Annotated in this window: 10 protein-coding genes and 1 pseudogene; 7 read left to right on the top strand and 4 right to left on the bottom strand. The window is 61.2% G+C overall.

Features of this window, described 5'->3' with window-relative positions:
* Position 1: 1 nt before the first annotated feature.
* Positions 2 to 1,594: an ABC transporter substrate-binding protein gene (locus V1289_RS00925; protein ID WP_334395240.1), complete on the bottom strand. Its 1,593-nt coding sequence runs from the start codon at positions 1,592 to 1,594 to the stop codon at positions 2 to 4.
* Positions 1,595 to 1,946: 352 nt separating this feature from the next.
* Here V1289_RS00925 and V1289_RS00920 point away from each other — a divergent pair, with 352 nt between their 5' ends.
* The 4 genes from V1289_RS00920 (at position 1,947) to V1289_RS00905 (ending at position 7,912) form a co-directional block, all read left to right on the top strand.
* A complete protein-coding gene (locus V1289_RS00920; RefSeq protein WP_334395239.1) occupies positions 1,947 to 2,687 on the top strand; it encodes a FadR/GntR family transcriptional regulator in 741 nt (246 codons plus the stop codon).
* An 87-nt stretch (positions 2,688 to 2,774) separates the two neighbouring features.
* Positions 2,775 to 4,115 (top strand): NtaA/DmoA family FMN-dependent monooxygenase, encoded by a 1,341-nt coding sequence (locus tag V1289_RS00915; RefSeq protein WP_334395238.1) that lies wholly within the window; start codon positions 2,775 to 2,777, stop codon positions 4,113 to 4,115.
* A 57-nt stretch (positions 4,116 to 4,172) separates the two neighbouring features.
* Entirely contained in the window at positions 4,173 to 6,230 is a 2,058-nt protein-coding gene (locus V1289_RS00910; protein WP_334395237.1) for a hydantoinase/oxoprolinase family protein, read from the top strand.
* A complete protein-coding gene (locus tag V1289_RS00905; protein WP_334395236.1) occupies positions 6,227 to 7,912 on the top strand; it encodes a hydantoinase B/oxoprolinase family protein in 1,686 nt (561 codons plus the stop codon). The genes V1289_RS00910 and V1289_RS00905 overlap by 4 nt, the downstream gene beginning before the upstream one ends.
* A 405-nt stretch (positions 7,913 to 8,317) precedes the next feature.
* Here V1289_RS00905 and V1289_RS00900 read toward each other — a convergent pair.
* Positions 8,318 to 8,604, bottom strand: a pseudogene (locus V1289_RS00900) (IS3 family transposase); the annotation flags it as partial.
* An 877-nt stretch (positions 8,605 to 9,481) separates the two neighbouring features.
* Between V1289_RS00900 and V1289_RS49445 the strand changes: the two are divergent.
* Positions 9,482 to 9,733: an ABC transporter substrate binding protein gene (locus tag V1289_RS49445; protein WP_442896157.1), complete on the top strand. Its 252-nt coding sequence runs from the start codon at positions 9,482 to 9,484 to the stop codon at positions 9,731 to 9,733.
* Positions 9,734 to 9,934: 201 nt separating this feature from the next.
* Positions 9,935 to 11,710, top strand: coding sequence for an adenylate/guanylate cyclase domain-containing protein (locus V1289_RS00895; protein ID WP_334395235.1), 1,776 nt, complete (start codon positions 9,935 to 9,937; stop codon positions 11,708 to 11,710).
* A gap of 854 nt (positions 11,711 to 12,564) precedes the next feature.
* On the opposite strand, the gene V1289_RS00890 is transcribed toward V1289_RS00895, so the two are convergent.
* Entirely contained in the window at positions 12,565 to 13,629 is a 1,065-nt protein-coding gene (locus V1289_RS00890; RefSeq protein ID WP_334395234.1) for an IS110 family transposase, read from the bottom strand.
* A gap of 95 nt (positions 13,630 to 13,724) precedes the next feature.
* The gene (locus V1289_RS00885; protein WP_334395233.1) at positions 13,725 to 14,708 is read right to left on the bottom strand and encodes an ABC transporter substrate-binding protein; all 984 of its coding nucleotides are present in this window, start codon (positions 14,706 to 14,708) and stop codon (positions 13,725 to 13,727) included.
* Between the two features lie 714 nt (positions 14,709 to 15,422).
* Between V1289_RS00885 and V1289_RS00880 the strand changes: the two genes are divergently transcribed.
* A complete protein-coding gene (locus V1289_RS00880; RefSeq protein ID WP_334395232.1) occupies positions 15,423 to 15,575 on the top strand; it encodes a hypothetical protein in 153 nt (50 codons plus the stop codon).
* Positions 15,576 to 15,761: the final 186 nt, after the last annotated feature.

The raw sequence follows: 15,761 nt of genomic DNA, 5'->3' as shown, positions 1-15,761 counted from the left end.
CTCATGCCACGTCGCGACAGGAGAAGGTGACGCCCTGGTTGACCGTGAACTCCTTCACCGTCGCCTTGCGCCAGAGATTGGCGGCGTGGACGAAGCCGACCCAGATCATCGGCATGTCGCGTACGAGCACGGCCTGAAGGTTCGAATAGATCTGCTTGGCTTTCTCGCGGTCGTCTTCGGCAAAGCCCTGCTTGAGGAGGGCCAGCATCTCGGGCCCGTCATAGTTTACCGTCTTGGTCAGGAGCTGGTTCGGGGTCAGCGAATTCTGCAGGTGATAGGTCGGCTCGCCGGGCGACATGTTGACGAACATGCCCGCCTGCTGCTCCCCCTTGACCGCCGCCGCGAAGAAGACCTGGAATTCGCTAACTTTCAGGTTGACCGTGACGCCGATCTTGGAGAGCTGCGACTGTATGACGAGCGCCGCGTCCTTGACGTCGAGAAGGTAGGGCTCGGCGGGGATCGCAAGGTCGAAGGAAGCCCCCTTCGGATATTTCGAGCGGGCGAGCAGGTCTTGGGCCTTGGCGAGGTCGAAGGACGCCGCGCGGTCATGGCTCTCATTGTACCACCACGCTCCCTTCGGCGCCGGCATCGCAGCGGGCGAGAGCAGGCCGTAATAGACCTTATTGGCGATGACGTCGCGATCGATGGCATGCGAGATCGCCTTCCGGAAGTTCACGTCGTCGAAGGGCGGCTTGGAGTTGTTCGTGTTGATGGCGAACCAGCCGCCCAGCGTTGCGCGGCTGCCGCCGCTGAGGTTGGCCATTTTCTTCAGGCGCTCGAAGTCGCGGGGCGGTGGCGCGCTGATCAGATCGACCTGGCCGGACAGGAGGTAGGCCACGCGGACCGATTCCTCGTTGATCTGGCGGATGACGAGCCGCTCCCATGACGGAAGGCCCTTGCGCCAATAGTTCGGGTTGCGCCGGAAGCTGATATATTCGTTCGGCTTCCATTCTTCGAAAATGCCCGGGCCCGTGCCAAGGCCGGCGGGCGCGTTGCGGAAGACGTCGGGCGAGTTCGCCTCGCGCGAGCCGGCCGGGAAGATGCCCATGCACTTGGTCTGGAACGCGAGCCACGGCCCGTACGGCTCGGAGAGCTTGAACTCGACCCGGAGCGGGTTGATGACGCTCACCTTCTCGATGCGGGCGAACACCGGCCGGCGCACGGCCTTGTTCTCCGGGTCAAGGAGGTATTCGTAGCTATACTTGACATCTTCCGCCGAGAATTTCTTGCCGTTGTGAAAATAGACGTTATCGCGCAGGTCGAAGGTATAGGTCGTCTTGTCGGGCGAGACGGTCGGCATCGCCGCGGCGAGCTGCGGTCGCATTTCGCCGTTGACGTCGAACTCGACCAGGTTCTCGTAGATCGTCTGGCTTGCCGCCATCCAGTCGTGGTTCGTAAGGTTGATCGGGTCGAGCGTCACCGGAACGCCGGGGATCGCGACCGTTAGGGTCTTGCCGCTCGCGGGCTGGGCGTTCGCCAGTGAGCCGAGCAGGGGATGGAGACCGAACCCGGCTCCCGCCCCAGCAGCTGCCTGCAGAAGGGCGCGTCTTGTTGGCGTCTTGGTCGTCGACATGCGCTGGTTCTCCTCAGCCATTGCGATGACCTCCTTGGCATTTCCTCTTTGGCTTCGTGTGCCGCTTCAGGGCGTCACATCGTTGTTGTTTTGGCACTCGTATCCTTGACCCTGTATCCTTGGCCCCCGTATTGATGACGATGTTTCCGAAATCGTCGAGGCGCGCCGTCATGCCGGGCGGCACGATCAAAGGCGCAGCGAATTCATGATAGGTCTTCGAGCCGCGCAGTAAAGCTCAACTGTTGAGCAAGAGAGCTAAGCATGAGCGCAAATATTATCCAAATGGCCCTACGAGATGGTATGACCAGTTGCTTTCGCTGTCGCTTGTAGCATGCTGCTCTCGATGCCTTGGATGCTCGGGAGGTTCGTTGCAATGACTCGCTCGTTGAGAGATCGCATCGCGGAACAGCTCGCCCGCGATATCGACGCCGCCCGCTGGCTGCCGGGCGAGCAGTTGCCCGGCGAGCGGGTTCTGGCGCAGCGCCTCGGCGTCAGCCGCCCGGTGGTTCGCGAAGCTCTCCGGATCATCGAGGGGGCGGGGCTCGTGCGCATCGATGCGATGCGCGGCGCTTTCGTCCGCCTGGATGTCGGCGGAGAACTGGCGCTCACGGGCCATCTCGTCGCTTCGCTGTCGAAACTATCCCTCAATCATTTCGCCGAGGCGCGCGGCGTCATCGAGGGACACATCGCCGGCCTAGCGGCGCAGAACGCGCTTGAGGCCGACATCGAAGGCCTGTCCTTCTATCTCGAGATGATGGAGGGGGCGCTGGAAAATCCAGAGCTCTTCAAGCAGGCGGACATCGCTTTTCACCGGCAGCTCTCGGTCGCGACGCAAAACCCTATCTATGTCGCTTGGATCGATGTCGTGCTGCGGGCCCTCAATCAGAAGCGCTTCGACGCGACGCGGCTGGATGACGTCCGGTTCCGGATTCTCGAATGTCACCGCGACATCTTCGAGGCGGTTTCCGCGGGTGATCCAGAAGCGGCCCGACGTGCGGTCGAGGCCCACATTGTGCAGTTCGTGAACGACGAGAGAGTGTGCCCGATCCCCGTGGCGTGGGTCGGGACCGATGTCGCGGGAGCGCTTGGCGCACGACCGCGTACCATACAGTAGCCACCGAAGACCGCCGGAATTCGCGCCGCTCACGGCGATAAGCCGGCGCGACCGAGAAACGCGGCTTGTGGAAATAATGCCGGATATATGCCGCTATCAAAATGTCATCACAGGTTGGAGCTTGTCAAAATGTTTCACATGGCTTGGTTCTTGAAGCAGGGTGTCGGAGTTCAAGGTTGGGGCGCTCAATTCTCTGGCACGATTGACACTGAGTGGATGCGGCCCGATTTCTACATAGACATGGCTCGCCAGCTGGAACGTGCCTGCTTCGATTACATGATGATCGAGGACTCGCTTCTCGTGAACGACATCTACAAGGGAAGCATGGAATTCTCCTTGAACCGCAGCTATGGCGTGCCGAAAAGCGACCCGATGCCGATGCTGCCGCTCATGGCCTACGGCACCAACCACATCGGGGTGGTCGGTACGATTGCGACACCGTTCTATCCGCCCTACACCGCCGCCAGGCTGGGGACGACGCTCGACCAGCTCACCAATGGGCGCGTCGGCCTGAACCTCGTGACCGCGAGCAGCCACCGCTCGGCCCAGAACTATGGGCTCGACCAACATTACGAGCACGACAAGCGCTACGAGATGGCCGACGAATGGATCGACTGTGTCAATCAGCTCTGGGACTCATGGGAGCCGGGCTCCGTCGTCATGAACGAGAACAGCCGGATGTTCGTCGACCATACGAAGGTTCACACGGTCAATTTCGAAGGCAAGTATTACAAGTCGCGCGGACCTCTGAACACGGCCCCGGGGCCCCAGCGCCGGCCGGTGATCTGTCAAGCGGGCGGCTCTCCTGCCGGGCGCGCGTTCGGCTCGAAACACGCGGACACGATCATCGCCTCTGGCGCCGGCGTCGAGGAAATGAAGGGCTACAAGGAGGATGTTGTCAAGCGGATGAATGCCTATGGCCGCGATCCGGAGACCTGCAAGGTCTTGTTCCTGATTTCGCCGATCATTGCCGAAACCGATGACGCGGCGCGGGACAAGCGCGACCGACAGCGCGCGGCGGAAGCTGCGGACTTCGAGGCCCGGCTGGAGCGTATGTCCTATTATTCAGGTTTCGACATGTCGAAATTCGACCTCGACGAGCCATTGCCTGAGGATTTCCTCAGCCGTGTCAACGGCCACCAGAGCACCATGAACGCAATCGTCAAGTCGGGAGGTACGCTGCGGGAGATGACACGCTTCATCAATACCGAGTCGATTGAGTTCTACGGCTCGCCGGATACCGTCGCGGCCCAGATGGGTGAGGTCATGGAGGAGGTCGGCGGCGACGGCTACCTCTTTGCCAATACGGTGACGCGCCGGACAGTGGCCGAGATCGCCGACGGTCTCGCCCCGGCTCTTAAGAAGCTCGGATTGATACGCAAGGGCTACGATCATGAACTTTTCCGCGACAATCTTCTCGCATTTTGAGAAAACCGCGACTCCTTGCTGGGCGGTGCATCGATACCCTGGGGAATTCAAGTGACGATGATCGAGGTAGTACCGCCGGTCAGGATCGGTGTTGACATCGGCGGCACCTTTACCGACCTGCAGATTTTTGATGCGCGCTCGGGTGCGATCTTTGGCTTTAAGACGCCCACAACGCCGGAAGACCCTTCACTTGGTCTGATGACCGGAATCAAAGAAGCGGCCGGTCGTCACGGCTTCGCGCTTCCCGATGTCGGCTATTTGCTCCATGGCACGACGATCGCCACCAATGCGATCCTTGAGCGCAAACTGCCCAAAGCTGCGCTCGTGACCACGGCAGGATTCGAGGATGTCCTCGAGATCGGCCGCCACGTTCGCCGCGAAGTCTATGCACTCAATCCGCAGCAATCGCCGACCCTTATCCCGCGCGACTGCCGCATTGGGATCGCGGAAAGAGTGCGGGCCAACGGCAGCGTCGAGGTGCCCCTGACATCTGCCGCGTTGGACTGCCTCGCCGAGACGCTCGATCGGCTTAATCCAGCCTGCGTGGCCGTTTGCCTGATGAATTCCTACCTCAATCCGGAGCATGAGCAACGCATTGCCGAGTACCTTGCGAAGACCCGACCGGCGCTCAAGGTCTCGTGCTCGAGCGCATTGAGCGCGGAGATCCGGGAATACGAGCGCACGTCGACCACTGTGCTCAACGCGCTGCTGATCCCGGTCATCGCGGGATATCTCGAAAAACTCGCTCGCCGCATGCGGGCGGAAGGGTTTGGGCCACGGTTGCTTCTCGTGCAGTCGAACGGGGGGGTGTGCGCCGCCAGGACCGCGGCGCTGGAGCCGGTGCGCCTCCTGCTTTCGGGTCCGTCTGGCGGGAGCGCGGCCTGCGCGCTGCTGAGCGAAGTCCTCGGGGAAGATAACCTCATTGGCGTCGACATGGGCGGGACAAGCTTCGACGTCTCGGTCGTCCGCAACGGTCGCATCAACGTGGTCATGCAGGGTGAGGTCGACCGCATGCCGGTGCGCATTCCGATGGTCGAAATCCGGGCCATCGGCGCGGGCGGCGGGTCGCTCGCCAAGGTGCAGCAGGACAAGCGACTGACGGTTGGGCCCGAAAGCGCCGGCTCACGCCCAGGCCCCGCGTGCTATGGCCGCGGGGGAGTCGGGCCGACGGTGACCGATGCCAATGTCGCACTTGGCCGGCTCAACGGCGAAAAATTTCTGGGCGGCGGGATGCGTCTCGACCGCGAAGCAGCGCGCGCCGCGATCGACACGGGAGTCGCGAAACCGCTCGGCCTTTCGGTCGAAGCGGCGGGGGAGGGATTGCTGGCAGTCGTCAACGCGAATCTGGGCGCGGCGATCCGTTTATCGTTGTTCGAGAAAGGAGTCGATCCGCGCGAATTCACTATGATCGCCTTCGGCGGCGCCGCCGGGCTGCACGCGGTCGCGGTCGCGGACGAGACGGGGATCCGACGCGTCGTCTTCCCGCAAAACGCCAGCACGTTGTCCGCCTACGGCATTCTGCATTCGGATCTGATCCATGACCTCGTCCGCTCGCGCGTTCTCGACGCAAAGCCCGAGAGCCTTGGCGCGATCCAGCCTCTCCTCGAAGACCTCGTCGCCGATGCGCAAGCAAGGCTCAACGCCGACTCCATCCCCGCGAGTGACGGTCACATCGAGCTCGCTGCCGACATGCACTACAAGGGGCAAGCATTCGAGCTTACTGTGCCGATGCGCTCCTTGCGGCTCGATGAGGCGGCACTGTCGGCGCTGATCGCTGATTTTCATGATCTTCATCGCGAGCGTTTCTCTTATTCCAATCCCGGTTCAGCCGTCGAGATCGTGTCGTTGCGCGCCTCGGCGATAGGCCGTCTGGCCAAGCCCGCAGCCAAACCGCCGGATGCGCGAGATAGCGGCCAACCACCTGGCAAGCGTAAAGTCTGGCTTGCCGGCCGTTGGCGGGATGTCCCGGTTTGGAGTCGCGACGAACTGTCGGTAGGCGCCACGATCGAGGGGCCGGCCGTGATCGAGGAAGCCTACACGAGCGTCCTTCTCAGCGACGGATGGAGTTGTCTTCGCGACAAGAGCGGCCACCTCGTGGCGGGGAGGCATGAATGAACGTGAACGTGGCGAATGTCGAGATCTCGCCGATTGAGCTCGAGATCATCTACAACGCCCTTACCGCTGCGGCCGCCGAAATGGACGTCACCATCTGGCGCACAAGTCGCTCGACCATCGTGCGTGAATTGCTCGACTACTCGACCGCGATCTTCGACCGCAACGGCTGGAACGTCGCGCAGGCGGCACGCATCCCGAGCCATCTCAATTCCATGAGCTATTTCCTTACCGAGATCCTGGCTCGTCACATCCCGCCCGACCGGTGGGGCCCCGACGACATCATCGTATCCAACGACCCCTACTGCGGAGGCCAGCATCTTCCCGATATCGTCGCCTTCAAGGCAATCTTCCGGAACGGGCGGCGCATCGGGTTCGTCGGAGCGCTGTGCCACCATCTCGACGTCGGGGGCTCCTCCCCGGGCAGTTACGGCTCGAGCGCCACGGAGATCTTCCAGGAAGGCCTGCGTATACCGCCGGTGAAGCTTGTAGAAGGTGGCAAGCTCAATGAGCCGATTCGTGACATCATCCTGCAGAATGTCCGCCAGCCGGACATCCTGTGGGGAGATTTGCAGTCCCAGCTCGCCTCGCTTCACATTGGCGCGGCAAGCCTAGAACGCCTGGCCATAAAGCTCGGCGAAGTGCGTTTCGAAGCAGCGCTCCATCGATTGCTCGATCGATCCGAGGCCGCCATGCGGGCGGTGATCGTCCGCATCCCGAATGGCACTTACGAATTCGAGGACTATATCGACGACGACGGGATTTCGGATGCGCCACTACGCATTCACGCCAAGTTGATGATTGAAGGTGACGAGCTCACGGTCGATCTCTCCGGCTGCAGCCCGCAAGCAATGGGGCCGAGCAACGCAACGCTCTCATCGACATGCTCAACGGTCTTCTACGCGCTGATCGCATCTGCTGATGTGCCCATCGCTGCAAATGCGGGCTGCTATCGCCCGGTCAAGATCGTTGCGCCGCCGGGCCTGTGTGTGAGTGCTGCCGCGCCGGCACCCGTCGTTCATCGCATTGCCATCGGGCACCGATTGGCGACGGTGTTGTTCGGCGCGCTGCATCAGGCTGTGCCGGAGCGCATGCCGGCCGCCTATTACGCAGTGTCCTACGTCGTCACGCTGCAGACCATCGATCCTGAGCTTGGCCGTCGCGTCCTGGTCGAGATTGAGGTCGGTGGTGCCGGAGCGCTGCCCGCTTCGGATGGCGCCTCTGCGCTGTCGTTCGGCATGCACAACAACGCGAACATTCCAATGGAGATGATCGAAAGCGACATGCCGGTGACGTTTCTGGGTTACGGACTGTTGACCGATTCAGGCGGTCCCGGCCGGCGGCGCGGCGGCTTGGGTCTCTGGCGTGAATGGCGGATCGACTGTGCGATGGCGCAGCTTTCGACTAATCTCGATCGCTTTAAGTTCCGTCCCTTTGGTCTCGCCGGCGGAGGGTCTGCGGCGCCAAGTGCACTCTATTTGATCCGCGACGGTCAAACGCAGGCGTTGCCATCCAAGGTTACGAACATGATGCTGAAAAGTGGGGATATCGTTCGGCTCGAGACTTCCGGGGGCGGCGGCTTCGGCGAAGCCAGATTGCGGGCGCGGGAGCTTGTCGAGCGCGATGTCAGGCTTGGTTATGTGAGTGCTGCGGCCGCAAACCGTAGTTACGGGGAGAATAGCTGACGGGTCGAATTTCGGCGACTAGGCATGGACCGAGCAATGACCGGGGCCTAGCCTGGCTCTCTATCCCTGTAAGCGCGCAACCCTTCGAGACGGCTTGGGACACCCGATTTCTGAGACAACAAGTTGGTGTCCCAGTGGGCAGTCGCCGCTACCCTTTTGTAATCTTTGACCAATCGATGCGACGCCTTGTGACATTTGGGACATCTGGGACACTGGGACATCTCCTTTAGGACAGCTCCTTCCGCCCTCCGTCCAACATCGCGGTTGCGTCATTTCCGGGCGTGGATCGTCCCCGACTTTACCTGCGAAAACTCGATATCGGAACTTCTTGATGTGTTAGAGGGACCGCGAGCAACGCGGCGAGAATAGACGCGCCTGATGACAGTTGCCTGTCGCTGGAACTAGCCGCATCAATCGTTCGATCCGATGCAGCCCACACGTCACCCCCTTCGGCGAGCAGATCATGCCAGACACGCCTGGCCCCGTAGGTTCGATCGCTCGCCAGAAAGCTGGCACGAACCTTCGCACCAACGTCCTCATCGCTCCAGCTACGCCGACTGCGGGGCCGCTTAAGCCACGCATAAAAGCCACCCCGCGAGACACCGAGCGCCTCGCACAACCATTCAGCCGGCCAGATCCCCCCGGTGCTTCGCAACGAAACCGAACTTCACGTCGATTCCTTCGCGGAGTAGGCCGCATCTAGCGCGACAATCAAGATGGGAATCCCGCGACAATCAGGATGAGAATGCGCCGCTGCTGGGGTGACGAAGGGAGGGCGTAGCCCGACCGGAGTTACCCCAGCAGCGGCGTCGACGCCCGAAGGGGCCTCATTTGGCGGTAACGGCGGCTGGTAAGGGATCGGCTTCTCCTTCGAGAGGACCAATTCTTTGGCCGGCCGGCATGTCACCGATCAACAAATGAGGCTTTTCATGAGCTTGCGTCGCACCCATTCGCCAGCCATCGCCGGTGCAAAGGGTTACAGGGGGAGACCCGTCGCGGACGAGGGTAGCGGCCTCAGCATCGCATCAGGCGGTGGTCACGGCGGGAGTCGGACGGGGCAGTAGGAGCGTTGATGCCGGGTAATGCCGGTGGAGCAAAGGGCCCCGACTTCTGGTGCGCTTTTGAAGATGGCGAGGTCGTGGTGATTGGCGATGAGCCTGCAAACACCATCAATGACAGGCGCCGCCGGAGATTGCTGTGTCGAGGGGCGAAGGAGAGTTACTCACCGTGCCGAAGCCGCGTGCGGTCAGTTTGTCTCCGTGTGCCTTGCGGTGAAGCCAGTCGGAAAGCCGGATGCCGGAAATCGGCTCGTCCGGTTGTGTGTCCAGCGAAGGCTGGCATGTTCAGCAGGAGACAAACCTGCCGGGGTAGAAGTCAGAGCCCCGTAGTTTGGATAGCAGAGGTGATGGAAACTGAAACTCTGAAGCCTATCGACAAGGTCTCCCCAGGGGAGGCTACGAGTCACCGGGCCGTAACAAAGGTGAACGCGTTGTGGCCTCGAAAATGAGTATCCCCGAGGGCCAAGCCTTCAACTGGAGGGCGAAGGCCGCATGAGCAGCTCAGTACTCAATCCCGGCCAGCTATCCGTGGCCTGAGTTCGCCAGCGCTGGCGGACTGCTTTGCTACGGAGCAAACAATTCCGACGCCTGGCGGCAAGGTGGCGTTTACATCGGTCGGATTCTCAGGGGCTCGAGCCCAGCCGAACTTCCGGTCATTCAGTCAACCAAACTGGAGTTGGCAATTAACCGCAAAACCGCGAGGAGCCTTGGTCTGGAAATCCCGGCCATGCTTCTCGCGGTAGCCGACGAGGTCATCGAATAGCGCTGTCACTTCCGCTTTTGGCACCAAACGGACATCATTGGACGCGCTGATGATGTCGGCTTTTCGGGGTAAAGCGGACCTCGAACCGGGCCGCGCCGAAGTCAGCTCTTGACCCATCTCGGAAGTTTGCCCCTAGCCCAAGATTAGCCCCCGTGCTTTGATTGTGTGGTTGAATTTGCGGATCATCTAGGGGGCGTTTCTTTGGCGACCGAGCGTGTGGACCGGCGATTGGCCGCGGTGCTGGCGGCGGATGTCGCTGGGTACAGCCGACTGATGGGGGCCAACGAGGAAGACACGTTGGCGCGGCTAAAGGCTGTCAGAAAAATCCTAGTTGACCCGGCTATAACCTCCCATCGAGGCCGGATCGTTAAGACGACCGGCGACGGTATGCTGGTCGAGTTTGCCAGCGCCGTCGATGCGGTGCGCAGTGCGATTGAAGTCCAGCGCAGCATGGCCGAGCAGAATGCCGCCGTGCCGCAGGATCAACGGATCGAATTTCGCATCGGCATTCACGTTGGTGACATCATTTTCGATGACAACGACATTTTCGGCGATGGCGTCAACATTGCTGCCCGCCTTGAGGGTATTGCCGAACACGGCGGGGTTTGCATTTCGGATGACACCTATCGGCAGATCCGGGGCAAGGTCGACATCGCATGTGACGACCTCGGGCCACAGAACCTCAAGAACATTGCCGATCCGATGCGGGCTTGGCGCGTTCGATTGACCAATCAAGCTTCGTCCACGGCACAATGCGGTTCGGGCATAGCTGCACCAGCGGTTCTGGCTTTACCCGACAAGCCTTCCATCGCGGTGCTGCCGTTCCAGAATATGTCCGGCGATCCCGAGCAGGAGTATTTCGCCGACGGCATGGTGGAAGACATCATCACTGCGCTGTCGCGCTTCAATTCGCTGTTCGTGATCGCCCGCAATTCGAGCTTCACCTACAAGGGAAAGGCGGTCGACATCAAAAGGGTCGGCCGCGAGCTCGGCGTGCGCTACGTGCTGGAAGGAAGCGTCCGGAAGGCCGGTGGCCGGGTGCGCATCACCGGTCAGTTGATCGATGCGTCGAGCGGCGCCCATCTTTGGGCGGACAGGATCGACGGTGAATTGACCGACGTCTTCGAGCTTCAGGACCGGATAACGGCGAGCGTGGTATCCTCGATCGCGCCGAAGATAGAACTGGCAGAGATCGAGCGGGTCCGGCAAAATCCTACGAACGTACCGGACAGCTACGATTCGTATCTGCAGGGAATGGCGCTGGCTAGTCGCGGGCAAGGCGCCGAGGCCAGGCGCCTGTTCAAGCGGGCGATCGAGCAGGATCCGCGATACGCCGCTGCCTACGCGATGGCGGCTTACACCTACCTCGTGGATCAAGCTCAGCACGGTGCGATAGCGGACCCGGGCATGCGCGCCGATGCCGTCGCGCTTGCCAATGCCGCCCTGAAACTCGCTAATCAGGACGCCTTCGTGCTGGCCCGCTCCGCCCAAGCCCTCACCTACCTCGGCCTCGAATACGACCGCGGGGCGTCGCTGGTAGAGCAGGCGATTGCCCTGAATCCGAACTTGTCCGTTGCATGGCTCGCAAGGTGCTGGGTTTCGGTCATGCGGGCTGACGCGGAGCGGGGGATCGAAAGCTTCGAGAAGGTGATGCGGCTAAGCCCTCTCGATCCGCTCAAGCCTTTCTTCGTGGCCGGCGTTGCGCACTGCCATTGGTTCCAGGGCCGTTTCGAGGAGGGGCGCGAGCTTGCCAGGGAGGCCATTCAGATTCGACCGCACCTTCAGCCCTTCGCATCCTACATCGTGAACAGCGTAGCTCTCGGAGATCTGCCGGAGGCCAGGGAGGCCGCCCGGCGTCTGCTGGAGTTCGATCCCTCCTTCCGGATGTCGGGCGCGGCCGCGATTTTCCTGATCCGGTCTCCGGAATATCGCGAAAAATTTCTGGGCGCCCTCCGGACTGCGGGTCTGCCGGACTAGGGCATCGATGCCGCACTGAACGAGGCCGGGACTCGCTGGCTCCGGTTGAGAGGACCAGGCAAGGCGCGCGTTGGTGAAATGTCTGTTCATGGCAGATATTGTTGCAAAAGTCGAAAATCGAACAACCCCAAAAATCTCGCGAAGTTGATCTTTGGGCTTCTCTGCGGCTGCGTCGCTCTTTAGCTCCACGCCGGAGACCCGTGATCGATTTTGGATGAAACGATATGGTCCCTCACGTCGCCGTGGGTAAAATGCACCACCGGCTCTAGAAATTTTCGTTCGTCACAGCAAAAAGACTTTTGCAACAATATCGGCACGAAACGGACCAGCCGGACCGGTCGGTTGATGTCCGTTGATTGGGGTAGACCGGTCGTGGCCGGTTGAGGGGCAAGGCGGCGCGATTTGACCCAATGTATGGTCCGGCCGCGCGTTGCAAGAAGATTTCGTCGAATTGGCGGCGGCGGTCTTGCATCAATGTATCCGGCCTCTGATTGGAGCATGTGGTGCTCCGGGCCATCATGGATATCAGCGCGCGTGCGTTCTCATTAACGGACAGGCCTCGATTGGGCCATTTGGGTCACCAGTGTTCGCACGCGCTCGGAAGACCGATCCTCCCATCTCGTCTCATCCTCTCGCAGACCTCGGCTGGAAACTGTTGATAGGGTTACGTCATCGCTTGCTCCTCATGTCGCGCAGTTCCTTTGTTCGAGCCAAGGGCCGTTCCTTCGTCCCGGCCCGCAGAACGTCGATCGCGTCGCGCGCAGGGGCGGTCAAGGCCGGCCGTCGCGCTTGGCTTGCGGCGGGCGCCGGCGTTGCCAGGCTGCGCCTTGACCGCGCCGAGCACGGCGCGAGGATCAAGCAGATCGGACGCTTGCATCATCGGTCCTCGTCAGCTCGAAGGCGCGTCCTTTGGCCAGCACCGCCCAGGCGATCCGGGCAAGCTTGTTGGCGAGCGCGATCGCGAGCACGTTGTGGTGCAACCGCCTCTTGGCGGCTTCGATCCAGGATTTGAGCCCGTAACGTTCCCAGTCCTTTATCCTGACCAGCACAACCCATGCCGCCTGCACGAACAGAACGCGCAGGTAGCGATTGCCGCGCCTGGAGATTTTGCCGAGGATCGTGCGGTCTCCCGTCGAGATCTGCTTGGGCACCAGTCCGAGCCAGGCGCCGAAGTCGCGGCCTTTGGAGAATACGTCTCCAGTGCCGATCGCGGCCACCATGGCGCTCGAAATGATCGGCCCGATGCCGGGCACCGTCATCAGGCGCGAACATGCCTGATCCTGACGGGCCAGGGCTTCGATCTCGCCGGAGAGGCCATCGATGCGCTGGTCCAGCCGGCGCCAGTCGCCTGCCAACTCCTCGATGACACGCAACATGCGGGGCGACAGGGCATCGGTGCGCGTCGCAAGGATGGTGGGCAGCTCCTTGCGCAGGAAGCCGATACCCTGGCGCGCGGCGATCCCGCGTTCCAGCATGAAGGCGCGAATCTGATTGATGATACCGGTGCGTTGCGAGACCAGCCGCTCGCGCACCCGATGCAGCGCCTGCAGATCAAGTTGCTCCGCGGTCTTGGTCGCCACGAACTTCATCGTCGGGCGCTGCACGGCTTCGGCAATCGCTTCGGCATCATTGAAGTCGTTCTTCTGTCCCTTGCTATAGGGGCGGACATATTTGGCCGGCATCAACCTGGCATCGTGACCAAGCGATGCGAGTTTGCGGCTCAGGTGATGCGCGCCGACGCAAGCTTCCATGCCGATCAGGCAAGGTGGTATATTGGCGAGCCGCGCTTCCACTTGGCCACGCGACCACTTTTGCCGCAGCACGATGGCGCCGCGCGCATCGTGGCCCACGACGTGGAACGAGTTCTTGCCGATATCGATGCCGATCACGGCGATCGCGGTATTGGGTATCTGAGACATGGCGTGCTCCTTGTCTTTGGCGCCCCTTGCCAGCTTCGCTTGCTGGCGGGGCAGGAGCACGGCCGGACCATCCCATTAGCAGACGTCGCGCCTCCTTATTCGATCACCTCGTCAGCGCGGGCAAGGAGGAGCGGCGGGATATTGAGTCCGAGCTTTTTCGCCGTCTGAAGGTTAATCCGCAGATTGAAGGTCACGGGTTGCTGGATCGGGATGTCTTGCGGTTTTTCCCCTTTTAGAATCTTGTCGACGACCGCTGCAGAGCGCCGAAAAATATCGGCGTGGCTAGGGCCATAAGCGAGGAGTGCGCCCGCTGTCGCTTCGTCGAGATTGCTTCCCATGTACGGCAGGCGACTTTTGAGCGCCAAGTCAGCGAGCCGTCCTCGTGAGTTGAAGATCATTGAATCGGGGGCTGACGCGACGGCGTCGAGGCTTCGGGTGCTTGCGCTCTCCATAGCAACATCGATTTCGGCCGGCGTGTGCGCTTCGAGCACGACTGTTTCGATGCCGAGGAGAGCCGCGGCGGCGCGGTACTCGTCGAAGACCCGTTGTGGGCTCTGGCCTCCGGGATGCACGATCAAGCCCAGCCTTTTTAGATGTGGCACAGTATCCTTAAAAGTCTGAACCCTCTTGGTGGTCAGATCCTCAGAGATGTTCGACATACCGGTCAGGTTGCCGCCCGGGTGCGCCAAACTCTTGGCGAGCCCGGTGCCGACTGGATCGGATACGATTACGAAGACAACCGGAATCGTGTTGGTCGCCTGCTTGGCCGCACGCGCGGCGGGCAGAATGGAAGCCATGATGACATCCACTTTCAGACCGACAAGCTCCTGGGCGAGGGCCGGGAACCGATCGTATTGCTCATGAGCATATCGGTGCTCGAACAGGATTGTTTGCCCCTCAACGTATGCCAAGGCATTGAAGCCTTCGATAAGTGACGTGAAGTACGCTCCTTCCTCTTCAGCACTGCCTGCGTGCCAAAGCATGCCGATTTTGGGAATCCTCCCGGGAACTTGGGCGTTTGCGCAGCTTGGCCAGGCAAGAGCTGCCATGCCGAGGGTGATTAACTCTCGCCGATTCATTCGCTTTAGCTCCCAGTTGCCGATAACGCAGCGCTTCATTTGAAATTGAGGACAGATGAATTTCAGTATGGCCTAAAGCTGACGGCTCTCTCAATCAAAACCTCCTATGTGAGCTAGACGAGTTACGGCGCGGCCCTGCGCTTCTGGGTAGGCCTCGACGTGCCTCTGCGTGGGTCGTCGGTTGGGTTGTCCGGCGCAAGCGGCATGTCTGTTCATGGCACGAAATGGACATGCGGGGCCGGCCTGACAATGTCTGCTGTCGAGGGTGGAACGGACATCAATTCGGATCGCGCCGAGGTCCCAACGAACGACGGAGGTAGAGTACGCTCTTCGGGTCCAGATGCTTGGCTTGGAGCGACATGGCCAGAAAGAATGCCCGTGTCACCCACGTTGAGACAAGTGCACCGCTGAACGTCGATCGCGAGAGATTTTTCTGAGACCGATCCTTTGATGACCTCGTCTACCGAGATCACGCCCTGTCGATGGGCTTCGGTCGTTCGGTATCCAGGGAAGACATGCTCCCCAGGAGACGTCGCACGAAAAGCACGGACTTGGGGCGTCAGTGTCTCCGAAAGAAGACCCCTGAGGTAGTTTCAGATTTTCTTTGGCATGAGACCCCCGCGAAACCTTGGGCCGTTATACGTCCGGCATCTGAAACCGTACGGAGCCAACGGAAATGACATCCACACGCTGCGACACACCTGCATCACCAGAATGATCGAGAAGGGGCAGTCGGCAACGGTGATCTCGGCGATCTGCGGCATCTCGCTCGACATGCTGAGACGCCGCTACGACCACAGCGACGCCCGCGTCGTCCAGGTGATCGGCCACGCCATCATGGACGATCTGCTGGGTGTCGCGGCCTAGCCTCCTGCTCGACCAGTTTGCGCCGCCGGCCCCTGCCGGCGGCCTTTTTTTGCCTCGGCGGGGGGCGGGGGTGGGACTGGTGGCGTACGATCTGCGGACGCGGCCCCGCGCGACGGCCCTCCCAGCCCTGCGGCACAGGCACTTCTGAAGCAAGGGGTGTAATAGGGGTAATTACAGGTCCTGCTT

The organism is Bradyrhizobium sp. AZCC 2289 (assembly GCF_036924615.1).
Lineage (GTDB): Bacteria > Pseudomonadota > Alphaproteobacteria > Rhizobiales > Xanthobacteraceae > Bradyrhizobium.
Note: the sequence above shows the minus strand (reverse complement) of the source record. Positions and strands in the feature narration are given on the sequence as shown.